This is a genomic window from Vibrio sp. Y29_XK_CS5 (genome assembly GCF_024181835.1).
In the GTDB taxonomy this organism is placed as follows: domain Bacteria; phylum Pseudomonadota; class Gammaproteobacteria; order Enterobacterales; family Vibrionaceae; genus Vibrio; species Vibrio harveyi.
Window position 1 is genome coordinate 2199567 of sequence record NZ_JAMZAM010000001.1, and the last position, 23291, is coordinate 2222857.

Here is a 23291-nt window from a genome sequence, read left to right on the forward strand (position 1 = left end):
TTTTGCTTTTATTTCTTGCCACTCCGTTCTACACAGTGCCCCGATTGGCCTTCTGGGGAAGAAAACACAGCACTGTGCGCTTTGTGTCCAAGAAATTTGGAGATTAACCTTGCTTACGGATTAGGTAGTCAAATGCGCCTAAGCTTGCTTTTGCACCTTCACCCATCGCAATGATGATCTGTTTGTAAGGAACGGTTGTTGCGTCACCGGCTGCGAACACACCTTCTAGGCTAGTATCGCCACGGCTACCGACTTCGATTTCGCCGCGCTCAGATAGGGCTACTTCTGAATCTTTTAGCCATTCTGTGTTTGGTACTAGACCGATTTGAACAAAGATACCTGACAGTTCAATCTCTTTGATTTCGTCTGTGTTGCGGTCTTTGTACTTCAAACTTGTTACGCGAGTACCGTCGCCCACAACTTCAGTAGTTTGCGCCATCGTGATGATGTCTACGTTTGGTAGTGAGTTCGCTTTGTCGATAAGCACTTGGTCTGCGCGAAGTACGTCTGCAAATTCAAGAACCGTTACGTGTTCTACGATACCAGCAAGGTCGATAGCTGCTTCGATGCCTGAGTTACCACCACCGATAACTGCGGTTTTCTTGCCTTTGAACAGTGGGCCGTCACAGTGTGGGCAGTACGCGACACCTTTGTTGCGGTACTCTTGCTCACTCGGAACGTTCATTTCACGCCAGCGTGCACCAGGGCTTAGGATGACACTCTTACTCTTCAGCGTTGCGCCGCTTTCAAGTTGGATGTGAATCAAACCATCTTCTGTGTGTGCTGCGCCCATTAGCTTCTCAGCTTGTTGCTCAGTTACTACGTCTACGTCGTATTCTTTTAGGTGTTCTGCTAGATCAGTTGCCAGTTTTGGACCTTCAGTACGTTTTACCGAAATGAAGTTCTCGATTGCCATGGTGTCCATAACCTGACCACCAAAACGCTTAGCAACAACGCCAGTACGAATACCTTTACGAGCAGCGTATAGTGCAGCTGCGCTACCACCAGGACCACCGCCGACAACAAGTACGTCGTATGGGTCTTTTTCGCTCAGTGCTTTTGCCGCTTTTTCGCTCGCGCCGTCATCCACTTTGTTTAGGATTTCAGTCAGAGACATACGACCTTGACCGAATAGCTCGCCATTCACAAATACACTTGGTACTGCCATGATGTCGCGTTGTTTCACTTCATCTTGGAACAAACCACCGTCGATCATGGTTGCTTTTACTTTCGGGTTGATCGCCGCCATCATGTTGAACGCTTGAACCACGTCCGGACAGTTTTGGCACGACAGTGAAATGAAGATTTCTACGTCTAGATCTTTGTCTAGTGCTGCGATTTGCTCAATCACTTCCGGTTCTAGTTTGATTGGGTGACCGCCAGAGTGAAGCAGTGCCAATACTAGAGAGGTAAATTCGTGACCCATTGGCAAGCCTGCAAAGCGTAGTGCTGTGCCTTTTGCTGGGTTAGTTACCGCCATCACTGGTTTACGTGCGCTTGCGTTGTCGTCACGTTCAACGGTGATTAGGCCGCTCATCTCTGCGATTTGGTTCGCTAGAGACAAAATGTCATTCGATGCTTTGCTTTCATCTAGACTAACCACTAAACGAACTTCTTCTTTTACATTAGCCAGATATTGTTTGAGTTGTTGTTGGATCGCTTGGTCTAACATAGTTGTTACTACCTTAATTAAAACTAAAAAGTGGTTACTGTAGATAAAACCTGAGGGGGAGAGAGCAAATCAGGCAGAAGGTCGTCAAGGTATCTAACCTGAAGTGCTCTCTAATTCAGTTCTAATCAGAAAAAGGAAATCGGGAACTGATTAGAACTTAAATTTCAGTGGCTTAGATTTTGCCAACTAGGTCTAGTGATGGAGCTAGTGTCTCTTCACCTTCTTTCCATTTAGCTGGGCAAACTTCGCCTGGGTGTGCTGCTACGTATTGAGCTGCTTTCACTTTGCGTAGTAGGTCTTCTGCGTCACGACCGATACCTTCAGCAGTGATTTCCATTGCTTGGATAGTACCTTCTGGGTCGATTAGGAATGTTGCACGGTCTGCAAGACCTTGACCTTCACGCATCACACCGAAGTTGTTTGTGATGTTGCCTGTTTGGTCGCCAAGCATGTAGTACTGAATCTTACCGATTGTGTCTGAGCTGTCGTGCCATGCTTTGTGAGTGAAGTGTGTGTCAGTTGATACTGAGTAAACTTCTACGCCACGTTTTTGTAGCTCTTCGTAGTGGTCTGCTAGGTCGCCCAGTTCTGTTGGACATACAAACGTAAAGTCTGCTGGGTAGAAGAAGAATACTGCCCATTTACCTAGAACGTCTTGTTCTGTTACTTCAACGAATTCGCCGTTTTTGTACGCTGTAGCTGCAAATGGTTTGATTTGAGTATTAATCATAATTTACTTTCCTTTGAATGTTTTAAGCTGAGCTGTTGTTGCTTTCGGAAAGTATATTCTCATCGGATTGTGTTTAAGGAAAATCGCTTGTAACTATCCTATTGATAGCCATTTCCTATTTCACTTGATAGGCATATCCGATGTAGGTGAGTTTGCTTTGATAGGTTTTATTGAAGATGAATGCAGAGCGATAATAGATAATGTTGATTGAGAAGGGCGATGAGGGAGGATGGAGGTATAACGTGTGATTCCCGCTTAAAAAGGCGCGATAAGCCGCGCCTTCTCATACTGTGCAAACGGAATTATTTGCGGTTGTGACAGTGGTACTCACCAGTTTTACTGTTTGTATGACAGCCGTTTGCATCGGTGCCTCCAGAATGGGCAAACGCCGCAGAAACCATACCGAAACTAATAAGAAGAACGAATACTGCCTTTTTCATTTAATACTCCGAAATGTATGCCCAAACTTGAGCGCGCGGAGTTTTACATAAATGCTACTGGTTGAGTATGATTTCAATCAACCTTTAACGTCTCATCGCCCACTTATTTCGTCAGTGGACAAGATTTCAAAGGATTAGCTTAGATTGTCGAGCACTTTGCCACACAGCTTCTTCAGCATGATCATTTCATCCAGCTCTAATGTGATTTTACACATCATGGCGTTTGGCACTGCTTTGGCTTGTTCTCTGAGAGCAAGACCTTGCTCTGTGAGGTTGAGTACGCGGACGCGCTCATCGGTTTCACTGCGACCACGCTCTACATAGCCTTTTGCTTCTAAGCGTTTAAGCAGCGGTGTGAGTGTGCCTGAGTCCAAATGCAGTTGTGATCCCAGTTCTTTCACACTGGCACCGTCTTTCTCCCACAGCACCATCATCACTAAGTACTGCGAATAAGTCAGATCAAGCTCGTCCAGCAACGGGCGGTAAGCTCGGATCACTGCATTTGCTGCGCTGTAGAGCGGGAAGCAAACTTGGTTTTCGAGTAAGAGTTTATCGTCGTCGGTCATGGTGTTGTCGGTGTAACACTGGCTCATTGGCGTTGCCTACCTGCTCATAGAAAAAGAGAGTCATAAAATAAATTGTGCACAATATAGTTGCAAACGATCTTTACTTCGATCTAAGATTGTGAGCAATTAAATTGTGCACAACTTAAATTAAGAAGGATACTCGCATGACTACTCTATACAAAACTCAAGCTACCGCTTTGGCTGGTCGTAATGGTCAAGTAAAAACAGATGACGGTCTTCTCGATCTAGAGCTGTCATACCCGAAGGAAATGGGCGGCACAGGCGCAGCAACTAACCCAGAACAGCTGTTCGCAGCGGGCTATTCGGCATGTTTTTCTAACGCGATTCTGCACGTAGCACGTGAAGGTAAAGTAGACCTGAAAAGCGCACCCGTAACAGCGGAAGTAGGTATCGGTCCGAACGACAACGGCGGCTTCGCTCTAACAGTGAGCCTAGCGGTAGAGCTAGATATGCCACAAGAACAAGCGCTAGAGCTAACGCGCATTGCACACCAAGTTTGCCCATACTCAAACGCAGTTCGTGGCAACATTGATGTAGCAGTAACGGTAAACGGCGAAGCGATTTAAGCGGGTCTTACCACGGAACAAAGACAAAAAAGCCTGCAAGTACGCAGGCTTTTTTTGATTGGTATGAAGTGAGAATACTTAACGCGACTCTAGTGGGTAAGAGCGGTAGCTCCACATGCCATAAGTACGCAGTGCATCGCGATAAATACCAAGTAGTTCGCCATCGCTGGCTTTGGCTAAGTCTTTAAGCGGTTTGTCTGGGTAACTTACGGTGTCGAAAGTGATGCCTTGTGGACCAGTTTGCCAGCTTGCGATTTCAAATAGCGTTTGACCACGGCGCACGTGGCTCGCTGAGCTGATGATGGTCGCGTGCTTGATGTTGTGACGTGCCAATGCGTAGCTGCTGAATAGGGCGTTACCTACCGTGCTGGTGGCATAGTTTTCTTCAATGATGCGATCTTTGCTGATTCCTTTTTCAATCAGCCAATCCGCCATTAACTTGCCTTCGGTTTTGTGGTTCTTTGGTACGCCGCCCGTCAATACGATCAACGCGTCTGGGTTTGCTTTTGCCATGGCTAGCGTGGTTTCCAAACGCTCAACCAAGATTTGGTGCATTGAACCATCCGGATTCAGTGCGTATCCCAGTGTGACGATCGCCCCCTTGTCATTTAGTTTGCCTTTGTCGGCTTTCTCTTTTAGTGGCGTTGCAAGTACGCGGTCTACGGTGTCGAAGATGCGTTGGATGTCTGCCGCTTTACCAGCATTGAGCTTCGTGAGCGTCGCCATGTGTTTCGCTGATTCCGTTTGGTTGCCCTCAAAGCGTTGCCATACCGCTAAGTAAGCGTGCAAGTCCACATCGTCTGGTGCGACCGAAAGGGCTTGTTCGAACAGTTCAATCGCGCGATCTGCATTCTTGTTGTAGATCTGCGCGTTTGCCGCAGAAATCAGCAGGTCAGTACGGTATGGCTCAAGTTTGTAGGCTTCTAGTAAGCGGTCGGTAACAATCTCCATGTTGCTCGGCATTTTGGCGGTAAAACCAGCGTGCGAGATACGCGCAGGGGATTTGAATGCCTTTACCGCGTCGTTGAGCAGTTGGTCGACAACCTGACGCTTGGTGACGATCTGTGAATAGTCGGCTGAAGATTGGATAGCAGCATCGTTTGCTGCAATGGAGTATGGAGCAGCCGTTAGCGCAATCACGCTACCAAGAGCAATAGCAAGTAAGTTCTTCTTCATGAAATGTCCTAGAGGTGCTGTAGTACCTAGTTTTTATCGTGCCTAACGTTGTTGTAGGTCGAACGAGTTCGATGGATTTTTTCAGTCTAGGTTCGCTTCATGAATAAACTGTGAAATGAATCCCAACTCAGCCGAACGAAGGGATTCATGTGGTTAAAACGCGAAGTAGGATCACGAAAAACGTTGCCCACCGGCTGTTGTGTTAAACGGTTGGATTTAAAGACAATCGCGAGCTGGTTGCTCTCTTCATATGTGAACAGCACTCGACCAGCCATCCATTACGATGTGCGGCGTTGTATGCGCCTCGACAGCAGCGAAGCCAATCTTTCTTGGTCGAGAAGTAAGAGGCGCTGCCCTTACAGATTTTCAGTGTCCATTTGGCGCGAGCAGAGCGCATATGCTGGCAACACTTTTTCATCCATCCATTACGGTGTGCTGCGAAGTAAGCGCCACTGCAGCCTTCTTGCCATGCGGTTCGAGTCTTGAATTCAGAAGCACTTTTGATGCAGGCATCGAGTGTCCATTTCTTTTGCGTTCTCGGCGCACCCATGTGAGCGCAGCAGTGCTCCAACCAACCTCGGTTTCGTGCCGCTTGATACGCACTTTTGCAGGCGCTGATCCACTCGGTCCGGGTCCGAAACGCTCGAGCGCTTTTGAGGCACGCCGCGAAGTCCCATTTCAGTTCGATGGGCTTCATGTGAGTGCAGCATTCGTCTAGCCAACCATTGCGATTTGCTGCGTTATAAGCACCGCTGCAACCGCGTTGCCAATCAGAACGGGTATTGTACTTCTTGGCATTTTTCGCGCAGTTTTCAAAGGTCCATTTTTTACCTGTACGAGAGGGAAGCATGTGAGCGCAGCAATCTTCTACCCAGCCATTTTTACGAGCTGCATGGTAGGCGCTTTTGCACGCTTGGTTCCACTCAGAGCGGGTTTTATATCGAGCGGCGCTGCGTACGCATTTTTCGTAGGTCCACTTAACGCCAACGCGTTGCATGTGGGCACAGCATTGGTCTAGCCAACCATTCCGATAAGCAGCACTGTAAGCCGCTTTACTTCCTTCGCTCCATGCGGTGCGAGTTTTGTATTGTGCTGCGCTTTGTTTGCACAGTTCGAGATTCCATTTCCCCCGTTTTTTGGGTAGGTCCATAAGATTCATAAGCGCACCTCTTCGAACGTATTCAGAATAAGGTTGAAAAGCCGTTTCCCTAAATGATGTCCTACCACGCTTTCTATGAAGCTTGCTCTCGGCGGTAGGTGAAAATACTGGTTGGGTATATGTACGGATTTTTAAGGCTTTGAGGTCAATTTAAGAGAGAAGTATCGGTGGGAAAAACAAACCCCGCAGCTAGGCGGGGTTTGATATTGAGCTTAGAAACGAGTACTACGCCAGTTTAAATGTCGCTACTTTCGAGTTGAGGTCTTCAGCTTGTGATTTCAGCTCAGAAGATTGGTTCATGGATTCTTCTGCACCAATCACCAAGTGATCGGTCACGTCTTTGATGGACGTAACATTCTGCGTGATCTCGTTGGTCACGTGCGTTTGCTCTTCTGCTGCTGTAGCGATTTGTGTCGCCATGTCGCTGATCAATGCAACCGCTGAATTGATTTCATCCAACGCTTGCGAAGCACGGTCGGCATCTTCTACCGAACCCATCGCCAGTTCCGAGCTGCGCTCCATCAGGGTTACAGCACGTTGAGTGGTGCGTTGCAGCGTTTCGATGGTGGATTTGATCTCTTCTGTTGAAGTGTGTGTACGTTGCGATAGTACGCGAACTTCATCAGCCACGACTGCAAATCCACGACCTTGTTCACCAGCGCGCGCCGCTTCGATTGCCGCGTTCAACGCAAGTAGGTTGGTTTGTTCAGCAATATCACGGATGGTCGACAGCACGGTGTTGATGTCTTGTGCGTGTTGGTTTAGTTCACTAATAACACCACTTGCTTGGTTCACTTCAGAAGACAAGTTGTTGATCGAGTCTTTCGTGTTTACCACAAGTGAGTGACCGTTTTGTGTGCTTACTGATGAATCTTGCGCTACTTTCGCTGTTTGTTCAGCGTGAGAGGCGATCTCTTGAGTTGCAGACGCCATTTCTGTCACTGCCGTTGCCACAAGCGTGATTTCTTGTTGCTGATGGTTTAGCTCATCAACCGATTGGTTTGCACGCTTAGTGCTTAGCTCAGACTGTTGGTTTAGGTCTTCGGCTTGATGACGAATATGACCAATAAGCTGCTGAAGGCTCGCAACGAACTGGTTGAAGTTCTCTGCCAGTTCACCTACCTCATCGCGGTTTTCTACTTTGATGCGTTGAGTTAAGTCACCACTGCCGTTAGCGATTTGCGACAGTGCATGAGAGACGTTGTAAAGCGGGCGGAACAGGATGTTACACAGCAAGTTAAACAACGCCACACAGATGATCACAACGATAGCCGTCGCGATAATTTGTCCCCAAACGGCATCGTAAAGTGGTGCAACAAGTGAGTCGCTATCCAGAACGGTTACTGTGGTTAGCTTGGTACCGTCGATGGCTTTTGCGTAAACCACAAAGTCTTTACCCTGAATAGACACAGTTCGATCCTGACCAGATCTTGCTGCTGCAACGATGTCATTGTTGCTCAAACCAAGCTTGCTCACAGGTTGATTAAGCAGTTTGCTGTCGTTGTGAGTGAAGATATTGCCTTGGTCGTTCGCAATGAACATATAGCCTTCGCCCGGTAAAATTACTTGGTTTAGGCTGTTTAGGATATCGCCGATTTCTACGTCAGCACCTAATACTGAGGTTTGACCGTGAAGCTGTATCGCTTTACCCAAAGACACCACGTTTGCGCCTGTTGCGGCGGCAACCGTTGGGTTATCCATAAAGACTTTGGATGGATTAGCAATGGCATTGGTATACCAACCCCATTTGCGTGGGTCATCGTTACCTGGCGGTAGAACAACGCCGTTTGCGTTATCTTGCGAACCGTCCGGGTAAGCTAAGAAGACGTTATCAAACTTGGCAGAATCGCGAACTTGTTTTAAGTGCGTCACGATTGCCGATTTTTTAGCGTCTTGTGATAGTGAAGTCAGTGCTCGTTCTTTGGATAGAATCCAGTCACTTACATATTGGTTGTAAGATGCGCTTGTGCTTTCTAAACGCTGTGCAACTTCAACGTCAAGTCGTTGCAAAGAGTCACGGAAAGACAGCCCCTCTACCAACACTCCCCCGAGGATGATGGCAGCGCTGGCAGAGATCGCCAGCTTGTTCTTCAAAGATAAGTTCTTAAACATACAGATATGATTGGCTCTTATTATTTATAAAAATTTGTATTTCGCGCCGATATTATATTTTAGTGTTCAAAATAAATACCGATCTGTGTCGCGTATTTGATTCATACTCATGCTAATGCACACATTTTGTTCAAATTGTTTTGCTTTTTTGCGCTAACTTGTTTATTAGCAAACCGTTATTTACATCTTTGTAAATGATTCTTGCTTTTATAAAATGTGATCAAAGTCTTACTATAAGGGCGTATATTGCATATTAAATATCAAGCATATGACGTGATCGATATATTGCCTCAATTATTCATTGTTAGGGACAATAGTTATGCGTAGCACGTTGTTATTAACCGCATTATTACTGTCAGGGTGCGCTCTGACTCCCCAATCAACACCTCTCCAAGCCGATACAAATTGGCATGTCGACCAACTTGCCAATGGGATGAAGTACCACATCTATCCGACTCAAGACGAAGAAGTCTCAGTACGTTTGATGATGAATGTCGGCTCCTTCCAAGAGGACGCCAGCCAAAAAGGCTACGCTCATTTTATTGAGCACATGGCGTTCAATGGCAGTACGCACTTTTCTGGCAATGATGTTGTAAAGCTGTTTGAAGCATCAGGCGGCAGCTTTGGTGCAGATATTAATGCCACGACAACCTATCAGCAGACGACGTACAAATTGGATCTCGCCAATCCAGACAAGCTGAATGAGGCGCTAACGTGGATGCGTGACATCGGTGATGGCATTCAATTTGACCCAACGCAGGTAGAAAAAGAGAAAGGCGTGATTTTGGGAGAGTGGCGACGTTCTCGTCCGGATGATAAGCCGCTGTCTTTCACTGCGTACGAAGCCACAATTGAGGGGACGCCTTACGCAGAGCACGATCCAATTGGTACGCGTAGCTCGATTGAAAATACGTCATCACCCGCTCTAAAGCGCTTTTATGACAAGTGGTATCAGCCGCAATACGCAGAGTTGATCATCACAGGTAATGTTGATGTGGACTCGATCGCTAAGATTATCGAGAAAAAATTCTCAAACTGGGAGAGCACGTCTGACGTTGTGGTTGAGAAGCGACGTGATATTCGTGCGAATAACGCCAATCGCATTCTGCCAAGCAGCCAAATGGAATCGCCAAGTCTGCATCTGATCATCGACCGTGATTCTGTGATGCGCCAAACCTTGGCTCAACAACATAGCGCATGGCAAGACGAAGTCAGTGCTCAGCTTATCCAGCAACGTTTGCTTGCGGTGTTAAATGATGCGGCGGAATCTTTCCAATACGCTTATGCACAGCCTTACACGTCCAACTACCACAGTGTCATGTCTGCCGGTGTTTCTTTTGCGCCAGAGCGTCGTGACAATATTCAGAAAATCTTCCTAAATACGCTAACGTCTTTACGCGACTACGGAGTGACACAACAAGAGCTTGATGGTGTGATGTCTGGTTGGTATGGCGAGCTATCTAACCTTGATTCAGATTGGTCGAAACGTAAGCCAGCAGGTTATGCTGAAGCGCGTACTTACCAGTTAGAAATCAATTCGGTAAGCCAATCGAAGCAAGGGTATGAGCAAAGCTTGTCGAGCTTTATCGACAGCAACACATTAGATCATGCCAATGATGAGCTGAAAGCGCTGTTGTCTGAACCAGCAAACTTTGTAATTGGACTGGGTAAAAACGAAAACAAAGCACAGTTTGCAGGTCAATTTGCAGCCTTGAGCGCCGCATATGCACAAGCTGGTGAGAAGCCATTGGACATGTATGCGCAGACGGATGGTTTTATTCAACCAACCAAAGAAGGCACGATCACTAAAATGCGTGAAGAGAAGGGTGGATTCCAAGTTTACACTCTATCGAACGGCATTGAGGTGTGGTTCCAAAAAGACGAGAAAGCAGCCAATCGCGCATACGTTTATTTAGCAAGCCAAGGTGGTAAAGCAGCGTTAGATAAGTCGTTGTACCCTGCCTTTGATGTGGCAACGATGGCCGCTGCACGCAGTGGCTTAGGTGGTTTCTCTGGTTCTGAGCTCGACAGCTACTTGCGTAAAACGGATATTTCACTGTTTCCTATTTTGGGTGCAACCAATCATGGTGTAGAAGTGATCGCGCCAAAAGCACACCTTGCGAGTGCGCTAAATGGTTTGTACAACATCATGACGGAAATTAAAGTCGACGAGCGTCAACTTGCCGCTGTGAAACGCGAGTTTGTTCAGCAGCGTCGAGCGTTCTTTGAATCACCAATGGGTAAGTGGGTCAAAGCGGCAAATGAAAACGCTTACCTGCCGAACAGTCGCCAAGTTCTGTTAGCTGCAGATGGGGTTAAGGATGTCACACCAGAGCAAGTTTTCGCTTTGCATGAGACATTGTTTAACCACAACCGCGGTTACAAGATGGTGATGGTTGCAGACATCGACCCAGAGCAGATCACGCCGTTATTGCGTAAGTACGTTGCATCGATTGATCTAAAACCAAGTGAAGCTGTGGACTACCACATCGATTTTAATCCTAATGCGCAAAAACGCTTGGTAATGGCAGAAGGGCACGAGCCATCGTCGTTGTATTTATTACGTTTAACGAACGGCAATGAACAGCCAAGAACGGCGCAAGAAACGGTTGTTATTGACATACTTCAACGCATTGCGGCAGCACGAGTGACTGATCAATTACGTGAAGAGGCAAGTTTGGATTACAGCCCAAGCATTTACCCAATCACGCAAGATGAAGAGATGGTGTCTGACTGGTTCTTTGAATCTCAAATCGATCCGAAAGACGTGAGTAAAATGGATGCGCAGCTTGGCAAAATCATCGATGATTTGGCAACGAACATTACTCAAAAAGAAGTCGATATTGCGAAGAAACAGTTGGTGGTTGCAATGAAAGACATCGACGACAGTCCGGGTCAACGCAGTTGGGCATACACGCGTTACCTTGTTCATGACTATGGACTGGATGTATTGCTTGATATCGACAAAGCGGCGCAAAGTGTCACTTTAGAAGAAGTCAAAGCGTTGGCAAAACGTGCCTTCGGTAACAAAGCGAAACGCACGACGATCATCCTCAATCCAAAATCATAATTTGCAAAGGGCGACTCCATGGTCGCCCTTTTTATTTTTGAATGCCGCCGTATTCAGTCAGTTTTGCTCATTGGCGGCAGACTCTTGCGCTTTAATCTTCTGCTTGTAAGTTTTTGCTGCCTCTTTACGTGCCGCATCTAAATCAGCACGACGCACGATCACCTTCATGCCCGGCATGGGTTTTACCTTACATGCGTAGCGAGGCTGGCCATCCACTTCTACTTTACAAACATGGCAGCAGCCTTTGATACGTCTGTTCTTTAAACACGGTGCGGCGATATTCACTCTGACCTTACGAGCGATATCAACAAGGTTCTGGTCATCCGGTGAAATAGCGATTTTATGGGTATCAATCTCAATGATTGCGGGTTTAAAGGTAAACATAAGCTCTTAAATTAGGGTTAAACAATGATTATATCCAAGTGACTTCAAGATACAGGATTCAGAGCGCTGTCATTGATTCCCTATTTACCGAAAGCAAGGAAAACAACGCAGCGGAATAGCCAGCTCTTTCCAAGTCATTCTCGCTGAACCTAGCATCCCGAGGTTACTTGGGTATAAGACGAATGATCACGAGAAAAGACGACGCAGTTATTGGAATTGTATAAGGTTCCTTCGGGCTTCAATCGAAAATCATTTTTGTGAAGGAATGCCTCATATTTACTAGGTACAGGAAACCATGTGGTATCGATTGAGTCTCATCTAATTCCAAATAGCAGTAAATGAAGGTTCCCCCAATGAAACGCTACCTATTGTCGACGATTCTACTACTAAGCAGCGCGAATGTATTCGCAGAATCCGCACCAGCGCAGCCTGTTGCACCAAAACCATTTGGTTTAGAGAGTATGACTGCGGAGCAGCAAGCAAAAATTGAAGACATCCAGATTAAGCTCAGCAGCGAATTAGCGGGCAAACAAGATCCTAAAGCGGCTCAAGAGAGTGCAAAACAATTCGAGAAGCTGGTTAAAGCATCATCCTTTGATGAAGCAAAAGCAAAACAGCTGATTCAGCAAGCAAATGCAAAACAGTTGGACAAACAACTTGCTCAACTTAAAGCGCAGCACGATATCTACAATGTGCTTACTGACGAACAGAAAGCAACGCTTGAGAAGCGCCAGCAAGAGCAGTTGAAAAAGTTTGAGTCAATCAAACAAAGCGCTCAATAAACATTCAGCTTAAACTCGTCACAGAACGAAAAAGACTCCCAAGCGGGAGTCTTTTTATGTATTTGTCTGCGATGAAAGGAACGATCGCACTCTGATACTTAATCGTTTTTCTCTTTGCCGTAAACGCGAACGCCCGCCTTTGAGCCTTCTGAGTTACCGTAAACTTCGATATGCTTTACGCAGCGACGGTAACCAAAGTAACGCCAATCTGTCATTTTGTCTTTATCAAGATCACGATGGAAACGAATGGTTTTTTCGTCACCATTTTGGAATCGTACAACCACTTTTCGTAGTTCGATATCTTTCTCTGCTTTCACTTTGATCGCGTTGGTATTGCGGCAAACAATCATCGGGATTTTTGCTGCTAGGTTACCGTGCTCAAGCAAAATGGTACGACCCAAAGTGAATTTATCGTCCGCATGAGCAGGCGCGATAAGTGTTGTTGCAGCGAGTGCTGCCGTGATAATAGCGGTATAAATTCTCATTAAAATAATCACCAAAACACAGGAGCGCGAATCATAGTCGAGAGAAATGAAAATCTACTAGCGATATTTTTGCATGTGGATGAAGTTTCACAATCCGCTGACTTTGCCCGAATAAAAGTACTGGCTTCGCTTCTGCCAAGTGCGAATCCGTTATCGAGGCTGTGTTCGTAACGATATGAAGGAGTGGGAGAGGTGATGAAGAGGATAAACAAAAAAGAGCACTTAAATGTGCTCTTTTGGTTTGTTATTAAGCGCTTTTAACCGCCTGTGGTTTATCGGCTTTTGCGGCGCCTTTCACTGCTGTGGATTTGTCTTTTAACGTCACCACTTCTTTTTCTGGTAGCTCTGCTGCCTCACCGAAGAACTTACCGCCTGGTTCGATGCTCAAGTTGTTGCTCCAGATCTTGCCGCTAACACGACCTTTTGCGAGCACTTGAATGTGCTCTGCATGGAAGTTGCCATCAAGGACGCCATTGATGACAAGTTGCTTCGCATAAACGTCGCCTTTGATGCGACCACTTTCTGCGACCACAAGGGTGCCTTCGACGTGCAATTGACCTTCAACAATACCATCAATCTGGATGTCGCTTTCTACTTTGAGTTCTCCGCTAACAGTACAGCCTTTGGCGATGAGAGTTGAAGCTGTTGGGCTACTCGTTGTTCCACGGTTTTGATTAAAGATTCCCATCGTATTCTTCGCTCCTTGGTAAAGATGTCTTCAAAATCATTGAGGTTCCAATCGACAAATGGCCTCGGGTTTAGGGCTCGTCCGACAAAACGCACTTCATAATGAAGATGGGGACCAGAAGAGAGCCCACTGTTGCCGGAGATTGCAATGAGTTGTCCTTTTTTGACGAACTCACCGGTTTTGACTTTGAACCCTGTTAAGTGCGAGTAAGAGCTCGAAAAGCCGAATGAATGTTGTAAACGTAAGAAGTTACCCGAGCCTTTTTTACTGCGTCGAGTAACTTCAACAACGCCATCTGCTGGCGCGTAAATCTTGGTTCCAGTGTTTACGGCAAAGTCCAATCCTCGGTGCATCTTGACTTGCTTTGTAACGGGATGGACGCGTTTACCAAAACCAGAAGAAAAACGTGCCTTTCCTACTGGCGAGCCGTTAGGGATCTGATTAAGCATTGCCATACGTACATGTGAGGTAATGGCTGCGGTATCTAGTCGCGCATCCAAACTATCGCTGGAGGACTCTTTGGCAACACCAAGCACTTTTTCTAACTCACCTAAGCGTTCAGAAACGAGTTGAACGCGTTCTTCTCGTTCAGAGAGATCGTTCTCTAACTCGGATTTAAGATTTTTTAAATCATCGAGTTCTTGCCCGATACTACGCGAACGTTCGGTCAGTTCTGCCTGTTTAAGAACCGCATCATCCACTTGTGAGTAGAGGTGGTTTATCAAAATTGCAGTCGCCGCTAACGCCAGTACAAACACCACTACGCCAGTTTTAAAGTTGCGTTGCATGGTTTTACTGAAGTACCAATGCTTGGAACCGTTAATGGTGGAGATTGAAATCGTTAGCTGGTCTTTCATTGCGCTTAATTAGGTGTAGCTCTGCCGTTTATTTGTTGAAAAGCAAGACTTTAAGGAAAAGGTGCGTCGGCTTCTACTGATTATGTTGATGAAAATGTCAGATCGTGATCTGTTTTCACACAATCAATAAAAGTTAGGGGGTAGATTTAATCTTATCGCCGCTTTGGTCAGTGAGATAAGGGGAGCTTATCCTTTCGATTGAGTAAATTACCAATAGTATGATTGAGCAATTTAACTCACTTCACGTTTTATCTTATAAATGTTGGATATTTTAGTAATTTAGCATTTGGGAAATTGATAAGTCTGGTTGGGTGTTTATGATGGCGTTGCACGCGAATAAACGCCTGAAACAAAAAATGAAATTTTTCATCTTGTTAAAGCGTTCATTGAAGGCTTAATGCTCTCTCAAACCAGCTAGTTGGTTTGGGGAAATATAACCAAGACAACGGAGTTGGTCGTGAAAAAATTATTATTAGCTACTGCAGTGGTCGCAGCAGTTGGTGGTGCCGCTTATGTGTACCAAAACAACCTTGCCCAAGGTGAATCTTCAAACTCGCTACTCACGCAAGTTCCGGCAGATACACTTGTTCTGACTTACCAAACAGAACCATTCAATCATTACGAATACATGACTGCTTTCGGTGGAACACAACAGCCGCCTCTTGCTGATCTGTTCGTAGAAGAAGAGTTGACTCCAGGTCTCGAGTTTGCGGTTAACTTCTTCGATGCTTATGTTGCGGCATCTTCTTCACCTGAAAGTCTCAAATCTTTCCTAGGTACTGGTGATATGGTAAGCCCAATTATCTATACGCTTGGTTTTGTTCCAGTTTATAAGATGCAGCTTGAGACTCCTGCATCACTATGGAAAAGCTTAGATGAGCAAGAAAAATTAGCCGGTATTCAACACGAGAGCGTGAAATTGGATACGGTTGAGTTCCGTCGTTATGAGCTAACAGACTCACAAGATCCGCAAATGGGTGTTGGTCTTGCTGTGGGCGTAGTGAACAACGTGCTGACGGTGACGTTGGATATTCCTGAGCTAGGTGCTGAGAACCCGCTTAAGATGGCATTTGGTCTAGAATCGCCAAAGAACAACATTGCGGATTCTGGTCGCTTGGAAGCGCTGAAAGCGAAATACGGTGCGAACAACAACTCGTTTGGCTTGGTTGATTTTCGTGAAGTCATCAAAGGTTTCACTACGACGGATGGTAACCGCCTTGCTCGCCAACTAAACACGGCGGGTTCTGATCCAATGTTGGATGAACTTCGCACGCCAGCGTGTCATACCGAGTTTACTCAGATCGCAGAAAACTGGCCGCAAATGGTGGTATTTGGTGAATACTCAGTCCAAGACAGCAAGGCGCGCATTAATGGTAGCTTAGTCGTTGAATCGAAAAACCAAGTGATTTTGGAAGCACTGCAATCAATGCGTGGTGTACTCGCGGAATCAAACGGCGAGAAGAGTATGTTCAGTGTAGCGCTGGGCTTGGATGTTGCAACGCTTGCACCAGCAATTGGTAAGATCTGGACCGATCTAACTACGCCTCAATACCAATGTTCAATTTTAACCAAAGCACAGCAAGATATGCGTGGTCAAAATCCAGCTCCAGCAATCAGCATGGGTGCAGGTATGGCGAATGGTCTGAAAGGCTTGAGCATGGAAATGTTCGGTCTTGATGTAGACATGAGCGGTCAATACGGTCCTGAGCTTGGTCAGCTAGACGCAATCTTCTCGATCTCTGCGGACGATCCAAACATGTTGCTGCAAACCGCGCAGATGTTTGTGCCTGAACTTGCTCAAATCCAAATCCAACCGGATAACCAACCAGTGAATATTGGTGGTTTGTTAGAACCGTACGCTGGCAAGCCAATTGATGTGTTTGCTCGTCTGAATGACAGTCACTTGACGCTTTACAGCGGTGATGCTGCAGCATCTGCAAGTGACAAGGTGATGGCACAGCCACTAACAGCGAATGGTCTATTGAGCTTCACTCTGGATTCAGAGCGTGTATTGGAAGTGATGGAAACGGCATCTGAAGTTTCTGGCGAACCAGTTCCAGAAGATCTGATGATGAGCCTTCAAGGCCAACTTGTTGGTGGTATGGCGGTGGATGTAACCAAAGATGGCATCACGTTCGACTTTGATTACACCGGTTCAACGAAACCACAAGTGAAGGTAGCGCAGCAATAAGCGTGATTCACTGGCTTCAATCTCGAAGTATTTTTTCATAATCAAAAGGCGACCTCGGTGTCGCCTTTTTTGTTTTTCTCAATATATGTACTTCAATTCTCTCCCTTTCATTCAAAAGTGGGCACCAAATAAGATCAATAAAAATCAGTGGGATGGATCTTTCTCCTTCATAAATGATCAAATGTACCTTTACTAAAACTGTACGGTACAGTACAGTTTGTAAAAATCATTAAGTTGGGTTTCAAAAATGAAGAAGAAAGTCATTGCGTTGTCGCTTGTTATTGGTTCGTTGTTCGCTGCGGGTTGTGCGTTATATCAACCTAATACGGTGACCACCGATAACGCTTATGTTCACTCGGATGTGACGGCGATTTCTCCGGAAGTCGGTGGGCAGGTAAGCCAACTTTTTGTCGAAGATAACCAGTGGGTAAGCAAAGGCGCACCACTGTTTTCGATTGATGATGAAGATTTCATTGCCAATCAAGAAATCGCGAAGTCGGCGTTAGATGTCGCAAAAGCAGCGCTGACCGCAAACCAAACCAAAACTGAGATGCAGTTGGTAAAGATTGAGCAGGCGAAGCAGGGCATTCACAGTGCAAGTGCCAACGCGGAACATCAAGCGGCGGAGTTCAAACGTCTTTCACGCTTGGTACAAAAGCAGTCGGTTAGTAAGAACCAATTTGAAGCGCAAAGAACGCGTTCTATTGAAGCGAACAGCAACCTTGAAACTGCCAAGCTAGCGCTAGCCGCTGAACAGAAGCAGCTTGACGCGCTCGTGACAGAAAAGATGCAGCTAACCGCGCAACGCAAACAAGCCGAAGCGAACTTGAGACTGGTGAATATCGCTCTTGAGCGAACCATCGTTCGAGCGCCATTTGATGGTTATGTGGCAGACAGACAAGTGCAAGTGGGTAAGTTTGTTCAACCGGGTATGGGTTTGATTGTGATGGTACCGGATTACGTGTGGATTGAGGCAAACTTCAAAGAGACTCAATTGGAAAACGTTGAACAAGGGCAAGACGTGGAAGTGGTGTTAGACATGTTCCCTGATCATCCATTGCATGGTCGTGTAACTTCCATAACCCCAGCAACAGGCGCGCAGTTTAGTTTACTGCCACCGCAAAATGCGACTGGTAATTTCGTGAAAGTAGTTCAGCGTGTGCCAGTGCGTATCGAGTTGGATATTCCACAAGAGCTGAAACAGCGCATCTACCCTGGCTTGTCGGCTGAAGTGTCGATTGAGACCGCAACGCAAGGTTAATCGCCATGAAAACACGTTCACCATTGCTGATTTTTGCGCTGTTCGCCATTGCGGCTTTTGGGATCAATTCAGTGATGTTTACTGAGTTGTCCCACGAGATGGCAGCCACATCTGGTTTGTCTGCAGATGAAGTCGAGTTAGTGAAAATCGGCTTTATGATCACTCAAGTATTAGGGTTTATGTTTACCCCAATCATGGTGCGTAAGCTTGGAACCTCATTGCCATTACACTCTGCATTGCTGGTGGGTTTGGGAACAAACCTTGCGCTCTATTGGGTAGGTCAGCATGCGTTGTTGTTTACGCTAACTTGGCTAGTAAGCGGCTTTTTCATGAGCATGTTATTGGTGGTGGTGAATCTTTATCTACTCAATTCTTTTGAGCAGCGTTGGTTGCCTGCGATTATTGCACTGACGCTGATCTTCTCAACACTGTTACCAATGGGCGCTTATCCGTGGTTGGTGGCAGAGATTGTTGAAGAGTTTGATTGGTCGTTTTTGAACGTTGCCTCGGCTTGGTTGTACTTTTCAGCTCTAGTGATGATCGGCGTGTATAAGCCTCAGGCGATTGAGATTGAAACTAAGCCAAAGTCTTCAGGTTCGGTGTACCTTGTACTCGCGTTAACGATGAGTTTGGTGGTGTTCCTACTGATGCGTGGCAGCTACTACAACTGGTTGGATTCAGACTGGTTTGTACAGGCTTCTTCTGTCGCTGCAGCACTGGTTTTGTTGGTGGTGTATCAGTTGGTGAAAACGCGCCATTTGGATACTGCGTCGATGCAATTGCACGGCAAGTTAAAGACTAACGTGTTTATGTACAACGCCTTTCTTGCAGGCTTTGCCGTGATGGCAAGTACGGTGCTGTTTGCTAACTTCCTAAAAATGGCGATGCACTATAACAGCCTCAATGCGGGCTATGCGCAGTTGCCATCGTTTTACGCCATGTTGGTCGGCATGCTGGTAAGTGTATTGGTGTATTACTTCCGCCGTCCGCTGGCGGATGCTGTGGTGCCTTTTGGCGTGCTGATGATTCTACTGTCGGTGCACGAGTTCAGCCAATTACCAAGCTTTGTTGGTACAGAGTCACTACCCATCCCAATGCTGCTGCGCGGTTTTGGTGTTGGCTTGTTGAACGTGTCGGTGACGATTGCGGTGTTGATGTATTTCCAAGTAGGGCAGCGCTTAGAAGGCATTGCTAACTTCTATCTGTTCCGAACCATGGGCGGGGTGATTGGCGGGGCGTTTTTCTCTCGTGTGATTCAAAACCACAGTGCGCAAGCATCGGGAGAAATTGGTCGTACTCTGGATGGTTCTAATCACGTATTCGCAGCTTACGAGCAGGCGTTGAGCGGCGCGATTCTAACTCATGGTCGCTTACCTAATCCGGCGCTCGGCATGAGCCAGATTAGTGCCGTTGTGAAGGAGCAAACAACGACATTGGCGCTGAGTAATTCGTTGGTGATGTTTATTGTGTCTATTTTTGCGCTTGCGCCAATCTTGTTGATTGGTAAGAAGCTAGCCGCAAAACAAGAAGCGCACTGAGGTTAGGTAAACAGAACAAATAGCCAGCCAAACAACTCGGTAACTAAGCCGTAAAAGAACAAAGGGAGCCAATGTGCTCCCTTTGTTTTTTTAGTTTTGAGGTTCTTAGCGCTGATAAAGTTTAAGGAACGCCGTCACCGCTTTTTGTGTGTGCGAATCCAATTCTTCATCGCTTAAGAAATCAAAGCCCATCAGTGCCATGTTCTGGTAATCCATTTTGATCAGCGCGAGTAGCTGCCCGCAGGCTAAATCGGCATCATCGATGTTAAGTTGCTGGCTGATGGTGTCGGTTTTTAGAAACTCAATTAAGTATTGGTGAATACGCTGCGGTCCGGTTTGCCAAAACTGATTTGGAACCGAGTCGTGTTTATTAAAATCAGCAGACACGATGCGATAAAGCGATAAGATTGGGTTAGAGCAAATGCCACGTAGATACTTTTTAGCGAAGTCTTCTAAGGTTTCTCTTAGTGGTTCATTCTGTTTATCGGCAAGTTGGAAAACGGATTCTAGGCTGATCTTGGTGTTATGCGCGAGCACTTCAACAAACAACCCTTCTTTATTGGAAAAGTAACGATACAGGGTCTGTTTTGAACCTCCACAAATTGAAACGATTTGATCGAGTGACGTGTCCTTGTAACCCTGTTCAATAAACAGTTCGGTCGCGACTTCGATGATTCGAGTTCTTTTCTTTTCAGTAGATGCGCGCATAACTAAATCAGCCTAAATAAAACTGTTCAGTACAGTATCATTATTGCTGCCGAGACACACCGCTTTTCCGCGTTTAATGCTTCTTCATTGACCAAAATTAAAAAAGGCGACACGAGGCCGCCTTTGAAATCAAATTGGTTACGTTAACGTCGGTAGTACAACGAAATACGGTTGCCGTTAATCTCTTGCACGATAAATGGAATCTCATAAATATCGCTCAGCACTTCGGCATCAATCACTTCTTCAACTAAGCCCGCTTTAATGACTTCCCCGAGCTTCATCGCCACAATGTGGTCAGAGTAACAAGACGCAAAGTTGATGTCGTGAATTACGATTACTACAGCTTTGTTCTTCATTTCCGCAAGCTTACGTAGCGTACTCATGATGTCGACGGAGTGTTTAATGTCGAGGTTATTCAGCGGCTCATCCAAGAAGATGTAGTCGGTATCTTGTGCCACCACCATAGCAATAAATGCCATTTGACGTTGCCCGCCCGACAGTTGGTCGATAAAGCGATCTTTCAAATGGTCGATTTCCAGATGTTGCATTGATTCATCAATGATGCGGTGATCTTCTTCTGTCAGACGACCTTGCGAGTACGGGAAGCGACCAAACGCCACCAAGTCACGCACCGTAAAGCGCATGTTGATGTTGTTTGATTGGCGCAGCACTGATAGGCGCTTTGCTAAGTCTTCGGTGTTCCATTGGTCAAGCGGCTTATCACCAATCACGACACTACCAGCATCGCTTTCTGTTAGACGACTCGCCATAGATAGTAGGGTACTTTTACCCGCGCCATTAGGACCAATAATGCTGGTTACTTTACCAAGAGGAAAAAGGGCATCGGCATTTTTTACCACGTATTTTTCGTTGTATTTTTTGCTAAGACCTTGAATACGGATCATGTGATAAACCCTTAATCGAATTTGTTTTTCATAAGCAGAAGCAAGAAGTAGCCGCCGCCGATAAAGTTGATAATAACGCTGATGGTGGTGTCGAAATCGAACAGGTTTTCAACCACCCATTGACCGCCAGACAGCAGTACAACTGACAGAACTGAGCTCGCTACAATCAATAAGCGATGTTGGTAGCCAGTGAAGATTTGGCGAGTCAGAGCCACAACAATCAGACCAAAGAACAAGATTGGACCAATCAATGCGGTCGAGATAGACACCATCAAAGTAATGATGAACATGACTTGCATGGTCAGTTTGTGGGTATCCACACCTAGGCTTTTCGCGTTGTCGGCGCCAAGCCACATTACGTCTAATTTGTGGGCAATACGCATTAGGTACGCACCACACAGCAGCATCGGCACCACACACCAGTACACCAATTCACTGTTGATATTGTTGAAGCTCGCGAACATGGAACTTTGGATGAAGGTGAACTCATCTGGGTCGGTGATCATGGTGAAGAAACCAGTGACACTGTTGAACAAGCTACTCAACACGATACCAATCAACAAAAGGGTGAAGATATTGCGCTGACGACCACGAAAGTAGAAGCTGAACAAAGTCATCGCACACGCAATCATGATGCCAGTCGACAACACGAAGTTGAGTTTGCTGTTGATGACCAAAGCACTCAAGCCCCCAAACATCACCACAAGCAGCACTTGAATCATCACGTACATGGAATCGAAACCCAGAATCGAAGGGGTGAGGATTCGGTTGTTGGTGATGGTCTGGAAAATCAATGACGAAGACGCAATCGCCATTGCTGCCAAGACAATCGCCAGTACTTTCGGGATGCGGCGTGACAAGAAGAACTGGTAGTTATCTGGCGTTAAGCCCTTGCCGATGAACACCGCACAAATCAAAACCGCCGCGATTGCCAGCAGCGTTACTTTCATAGAATCACGCATTCGATTTGTCTCTCAGAACTAGGTAAATGAAGATTGAGCCACCCAAGATGCTGATGATCATCGAAATTGGAATCTCGTAAGGGAAGATAATGAGTCGACCTAGAATGTCGCAAGTAAGCACCAAAATCACACCTGCGTATGCGGTCCAAGGCAAGTTACGACGCATGTTGTCACCAATGAACAGCGACACAAGGTTTGGCACGATAAGCCCAAGAAACGGAATCATCCCGACGATCATTACCACCGATGACGACAGTACAGCGACAAGGATGACACCGACCAACACTATGCGCTGGTAGTTCAGACCGATGTTCTTAGCAAAGCTCTCACCCACGCTTGCAGCGCTAAAGCGGTTAGCGTAAGCGTAAGCCAGAATCGAGACCGGCAGAGCGAGATACAAGAACTCGTAGTTACCGCGCAATACCGATGCGAAGTTAGCCACCGTCCAAGAACCGAGGGTCTGTACTAGGTCGTATTTGTAGGCAATAAAGGTGGTCATGGATGACACCACGTTGCCATACATGATGCCGATCAGCGGGACGAGTACGGTGTTCTTAAACTTCAAACGTTGCAAGAAGCGCACGAAGATCACCGTACCAATCACAGAAAACGCGAAGATGGTGACCAGGTGAACCCAACTGCTCATGTCTGCAAACAGAATCAGCGCGACGATGTAGCCGAACATTGCCCAATCGACCGTACCGGTGGTGGATGGGGCAGCAAAGCGGTTTTGCACGATCTGCTGCATGATCAAACCAGCGATACTCAAGCCTGCTCCGGCTAAGACGATGGCAAGCAAGCGGGGTAAGCGACTAACCAGCAAGATGTTCAAACTGTGGCTGTCACCAGCCAAAATCTGCGAGAGTGAAACGTTCGCCACCCCAACCAACAAAGAGGCGCAGGCGAGTACGATGAGCAACAAAAAAGCCAAGATATGATGTAATTTCATGGTGTATTTATAGGGTGATAAAAACAACAATGACCTTTCGCACCGTGAAGCGGGAAAGGTCATCGATTA

At 46.4% G+C, this 23291-nt stretch carries 21 protein-coding genes; 6 read left to right on the forward strand and 15 right to left on the reverse strand.

Features of this window, described 5'->3' with window-relative positions; translation table 11 throughout:
* Window positions 1-103: 103 nt before the first annotated feature.
* From ahpF to NL647_RS09900, 4 genes are all read right to left on the reverse strand, one after another.
* Window positions 104-1672: an alkyl hydroperoxide reductase subunit F gene (gene ahpF, locus NL647_RS09885; RefSeq protein ID WP_253650078.1), complete on the reverse strand. Its 1569-nt coding sequence runs from the start codon at window positions 1670-1672 to the stop codon at window positions 104-106.
* A gap of 172 nt (window positions 1673-1844) precedes the next feature.
* Complete coding sequence (gene ahpC, locus NL647_RS09890; protein WP_005374632.1) at window positions 1845-2402, reverse strand: alkyl hydroperoxide reductase subunit C; 558 nt, start codon at window positions 2400-2402, stop codon at window positions 1845-1847.
* Window positions 2403-2704: 302 nt separating this feature from the next.
* Window positions 2705-2842 (reverse strand): YHYH domain-containing protein, encoded by a 138-nt coding sequence (locus NL647_RS09895; protein WP_253650079.1) that lies wholly within the window; start codon window positions 2840-2842, stop codon window positions 2705-2707.
* 134 nt (window positions 2843-2976) lie between these two features.
* Window positions 2977-3435 carry a MarR family winged helix-turn-helix transcriptional regulator gene (locus NL647_RS09900; protein WP_005449645.1) on the reverse strand — a complete coding sequence of 153 codons (459 nt, stop codon included), beginning with the start codon at window positions 3433-3435 and terminating at the stop codon, window positions 2977-2979.
* A gap of 137 nt (window positions 3436-3572) precedes the next feature.
* Between NL647_RS09900 and NL647_RS09905 the strand changes: the two genes are divergently transcribed.
* Window positions 3573-3995: an organic hydroperoxide resistance protein gene (locus NL647_RS09905; protein ID WP_005449644.1), complete on the forward strand. Its 423-nt coding sequence runs from the start codon at window positions 3573-3575 to the stop codon at window positions 3993-3995.
* Window positions 3996-4073: 78 nt separating this feature from the next.
* On the opposite strand, the gene NL647_RS09910 is transcribed toward NL647_RS09905, so the two are convergent.
* The 3 genes from NL647_RS09910 to NL647_RS09920 all read right to left on the reverse strand — a co-directional run bounded on the left by NL647_RS09910 (window position 4074) and on the right by NL647_RS09920 (window position 8442).
* Window positions 4074-5171, reverse strand: coding sequence for a YdcF family protein (locus tag NL647_RS09910; RefSeq protein WP_053052266.1), 1098 nt, complete (start codon window positions 5169-5171; stop codon window positions 4074-4076).
* Window positions 5172-5373: 202 nt separating this feature from the next.
* Window positions 5374-6330, reverse strand: a complete 957-nt coding sequence (locus NL647_RS09915) for a hypothetical protein (protein WP_009695914.1) — start codon at window positions 6328-6330, stop codon at window positions 5374-5376.
* A gap of 225 nt (window positions 6331-6555) precedes the next feature.
* Window positions 6556-8442, reverse strand: a complete 1887-nt coding sequence (locus tag NL647_RS09920) for a methyl-accepting chemotaxis protein (RefSeq protein WP_005449641.1) — start codon at window positions 8440-8442, stop codon at window positions 6556-6558.
* Window positions 8443-8761: 319 nt separating this feature from the next.
* On the opposite strand from NL647_RS09920, the gene NL647_RS09925 reads away from it, so the two are divergent.
* Window positions 8762-11512: a pitrilysin family protein gene (locus tag NL647_RS09925; RefSeq protein ID WP_253650080.1), complete on the forward strand. Its 2751-nt coding sequence runs from the start codon at window positions 8762-8764 to the stop codon at window positions 11510-11512.
* Window positions 11513-11569: 57 nt separating this feature from the next.
* On the opposite strand, the gene NL647_RS09930 is transcribed toward NL647_RS09925, so the two are convergent.
* Window positions 11570-11896 (reverse strand): 2Fe-2S iron-sulfur cluster-binding protein, encoded by a 327-nt coding sequence (locus tag NL647_RS09930; protein WP_253650081.1) that lies wholly within the window; start codon window positions 11894-11896, stop codon window positions 11570-11572.
* Between the two features lie 353 nt (window positions 11897-12249).
* On the opposite strand from NL647_RS09930, the gene NL647_RS09935 reads away from it, so the two are divergent.
* Window positions 12250-12678, forward strand: coding sequence for a Spy/CpxP family protein refolding chaperone (locus NL647_RS09935; protein ID WP_005449638.1), 429 nt, complete (start codon window positions 12250-12252; stop codon window positions 12676-12678).
* Between the two features lie 98 nt (window positions 12679-12776).
* Here NL647_RS09935 and NL647_RS09940 read toward each other — a convergent pair whose 3' ends face one another.
* The 3 genes from NL647_RS09940 to NL647_RS09950 all read right to left on the reverse strand — a co-directional run bounded on the left by NL647_RS09940 (window position 12777) and on the right by NL647_RS09950 (window position 14708).
* Window positions 12777-13163: a DUF2541 family protein gene (locus NL647_RS09940; RefSeq protein ID WP_005449637.1), complete on the reverse strand. Its 387-nt coding sequence runs from the start codon at window positions 13161-13163 to the stop codon at window positions 12777-12779.
* Window positions 13164-13410: 247 nt separating this feature from the next.
* Window positions 13411-13851, reverse strand: coding sequence for a polymer-forming cytoskeletal protein (locus NL647_RS09945; protein ID WP_074051870.1), 441 nt, complete (start codon window positions 13849-13851; stop codon window positions 13411-13413).
* Window positions 13755-14708, reverse strand: a complete 954-nt coding sequence (locus NL647_RS09950; RefSeq protein WP_005449635.1) for a M23 family metallopeptidase — start codon at window positions 14706-14708, stop codon at window positions 13755-13757. Before NL647_RS09950 ends, NL647_RS09945 begins: the two co-directional genes overlap by 97 nt.
* Window positions 14709-15165: 457 nt before the next feature.
* Between NL647_RS09950 and NL647_RS09955 the strand changes: the two genes are divergently transcribed.
* From NL647_RS09955 to NL647_RS09965, 3 genes are all read left to right on the forward strand, one after another.
* Window positions 15166-16899, forward strand: coding sequence for a hypothetical protein (locus NL647_RS09955; RefSeq protein ID WP_009695909.1), 1734 nt, complete (start codon window positions 15166-15168; stop codon window positions 16897-16899).
* Window positions 16900-17146: 247 nt separating this feature from the next.
* Window positions 17147-18160: an HlyD family secretion protein gene (locus NL647_RS09960; protein ID WP_009695908.1), complete on the forward strand. Its 1014-nt coding sequence runs from the start codon at window positions 17147-17149 to the stop codon at window positions 18158-18160.
* A 5-nt stretch (window positions 18161-18165) separates the two neighbouring features.
* Window positions 18166-19698 carry an MFS transporter gene (locus tag NL647_RS09965; RefSeq protein ID WP_253650082.1) on the forward strand — a complete coding sequence of 511 codons (1533 nt, stop codon included), beginning with the start codon at window positions 18166-18168 and terminating at the stop codon, window positions 19696-19698.
* Window positions 19699-19803: 105 nt separating this feature from the next.
* Here the strand turns inward: NL647_RS09965 and NL647_RS09970 are convergent, their stop codons facing one another.
* From NL647_RS09970 to NL647_RS09985, 4 genes are all read right to left on the reverse strand, one after another.
* Window positions 19804-20406, reverse strand: coding sequence for a TetR/AcrR family transcriptional regulator (locus NL647_RS09970; protein WP_029788701.1), 603 nt, complete (start codon window positions 20404-20406; stop codon window positions 19804-19806).
* A gap of 143 nt (window positions 20407-20549) precedes the next feature.
* Entirely contained in the window at window positions 20550-21311 is a 762-nt protein-coding gene (locus NL647_RS09975; protein ID WP_005449633.1) for an ABC transporter ATP-binding protein, read from the reverse strand.
* An 11-nt stretch (window positions 21312-21322) separates the two neighbouring features.
* Window positions 21323-22273, reverse strand: a complete 951-nt coding sequence (locus NL647_RS09980; protein WP_253650083.1) for an iron chelate uptake ABC transporter family permease subunit — start codon at window positions 22271-22273, stop codon at window positions 21323-21325.
* Window positions 22266-23222: an ABC transporter permease gene (locus NL647_RS09985; protein WP_253650084.1), complete on the reverse strand. Its 957-nt coding sequence runs from the start codon at window positions 23220-23222 to the stop codon at window positions 22266-22268. Before NL647_RS09985 ends, NL647_RS09980 begins: the two co-directional genes overlap by 8 nt.
* Window positions 23223-23291 lie beyond the last annotated feature (69 nt).

What these genes read in the sequence shown, in the direction of transcription:
- NL647_RS09940 (WP_005449637.1), bottom strand. Translation starts at nt 13,163, where the DNA reads ATGAGAATTTATACCGCTATTATCACGGCAGCACTCGCTGCAACAACA.
- NL647_RS09925 (WP_253650080.1), top strand. Translation starts at nt 8,762, where the DNA reads ATGCGTAGCACGTTGTTATTAACCGCATTATTACTGTCAGGGTGCGCT.
- NL647_RS09965 (WP_253650082.1), top strand. Translation starts at nt 18,166, where the DNA reads ATGAAAACACGTTCACCATTGCTGATTTTTGCGCTGTTCGCCATTGCG.
- NL647_RS09970 (WP_029788701.1), bottom strand. Translation starts at nt 20,406, where the DNA reads ATGCGCGCATCTACTGAAAAGAAAAGAACTCGAATCATCGAAGTCGCG.
- NL647_RS09950 (WP_005449635.1), bottom strand. Translation starts at nt 14,708, where the DNA reads ATGAAAGACCAGCTAACGATTTCAATCTCCACCATTAACGGTTCCAAG.
- ahpC (WP_005374632.1), bottom strand. Translation starts at nt 2,402, where the DNA reads ATGATTAATACTCAAATCAAACCATTTGCAGCTACAGCGTACAAAAAC.
- NL647_RS09930 (WP_253650081.1), bottom strand. Translation starts at nt 11,896, where the DNA reads ATGTTTACCTTTAAACCCGCAATCATTGAGATTGATACCCATAAAATC.
- NL647_RS09900 (WP_005449645.1), bottom strand. Translation starts at nt 3,435, where the DNA reads ATGAGCCAGTGTTACACCGACAACACCATGACCGACGACGATAAACTC.
- NL647_RS09905 (WP_005449644.1), top strand. Translation starts at nt 3,573, where the DNA reads ATGACTACTCTATACAAAACTCAAGCTACCGCTTTGGCTGGTCGTAAT.
- ahpF (WP_253650078.1), bottom strand. Translation starts at nt 1,672, where the DNA reads ATGTTAGACCAAGCGATCCAACAACAACTCAAACAATATCTGGCTAAT.
- NL647_RS09910 (WP_053052266.1), bottom strand. Translation starts at nt 5,171, where the DNA reads ATGAAGAAGAACTTACTTGCTATTGCTCTTGGTAGCGTGATTGCGCTA.
- NL647_RS09980 (WP_253650083.1), bottom strand. Translation starts at nt 22,273, where the DNA reads ATGCGTGATTCTATGAAAGTAACGCTGCTGGCAATCGCGGCGGTTTTG.
- NL647_RS09935 (WP_005449638.1), top strand. Translation starts at nt 12,250, where the DNA reads ATGAAACGCTACCTATTGTCGACGATTCTACTACTAAGCAGCGCGAAT.
- NL647_RS09960 (WP_009695908.1), top strand. Translation starts at nt 17,147, where the DNA reads ATGAAGAAGAAAGTCATTGCGTTGTCGCTTGTTATTGGTTCGTTGTTC.
- NL647_RS09985 (WP_253650084.1), bottom strand. Translation starts at nt 23,222, where the DNA reads ATGAAATTACATCATATCTTGGCTTTTTTGTTGCTCATCGTACTCGCC.
- NL647_RS09895 (WP_253650079.1), bottom strand. Translation starts at nt 2,842, where the DNA reads ATGAAAAAGGCAGTATTCGTTCTTCTTATTAGTTTCGGTATGGTTTCT.
- NL647_RS09945 (WP_074051870.1), bottom strand. Translation starts at nt 13,851, where the DNA reads ATGGGAATCTTTAATCAAAACCGTGGAACAACGAGTAGCCCAACAGCT.
- NL647_RS09915 (WP_009695914.1), bottom strand. Translation starts at nt 6,330, where the DNA reads ATGAATCTTATGGACCTACCCAAAAAACGGGGGAAATGGAATCTCGAA.
- NL647_RS09920 (WP_005449641.1), bottom strand. Translation starts at nt 8,442, where the DNA reads ATGTTTAAGAACTTATCTTTGAAGAACAAGCTGGCGATCTCTGCCAGC.
- NL647_RS09975 (WP_005449633.1), bottom strand. Translation starts at nt 21,311, where the DNA reads ATGATCCGTATTCAAGGTCTTAGCAAAAAATACAACGAAAAATACGTG.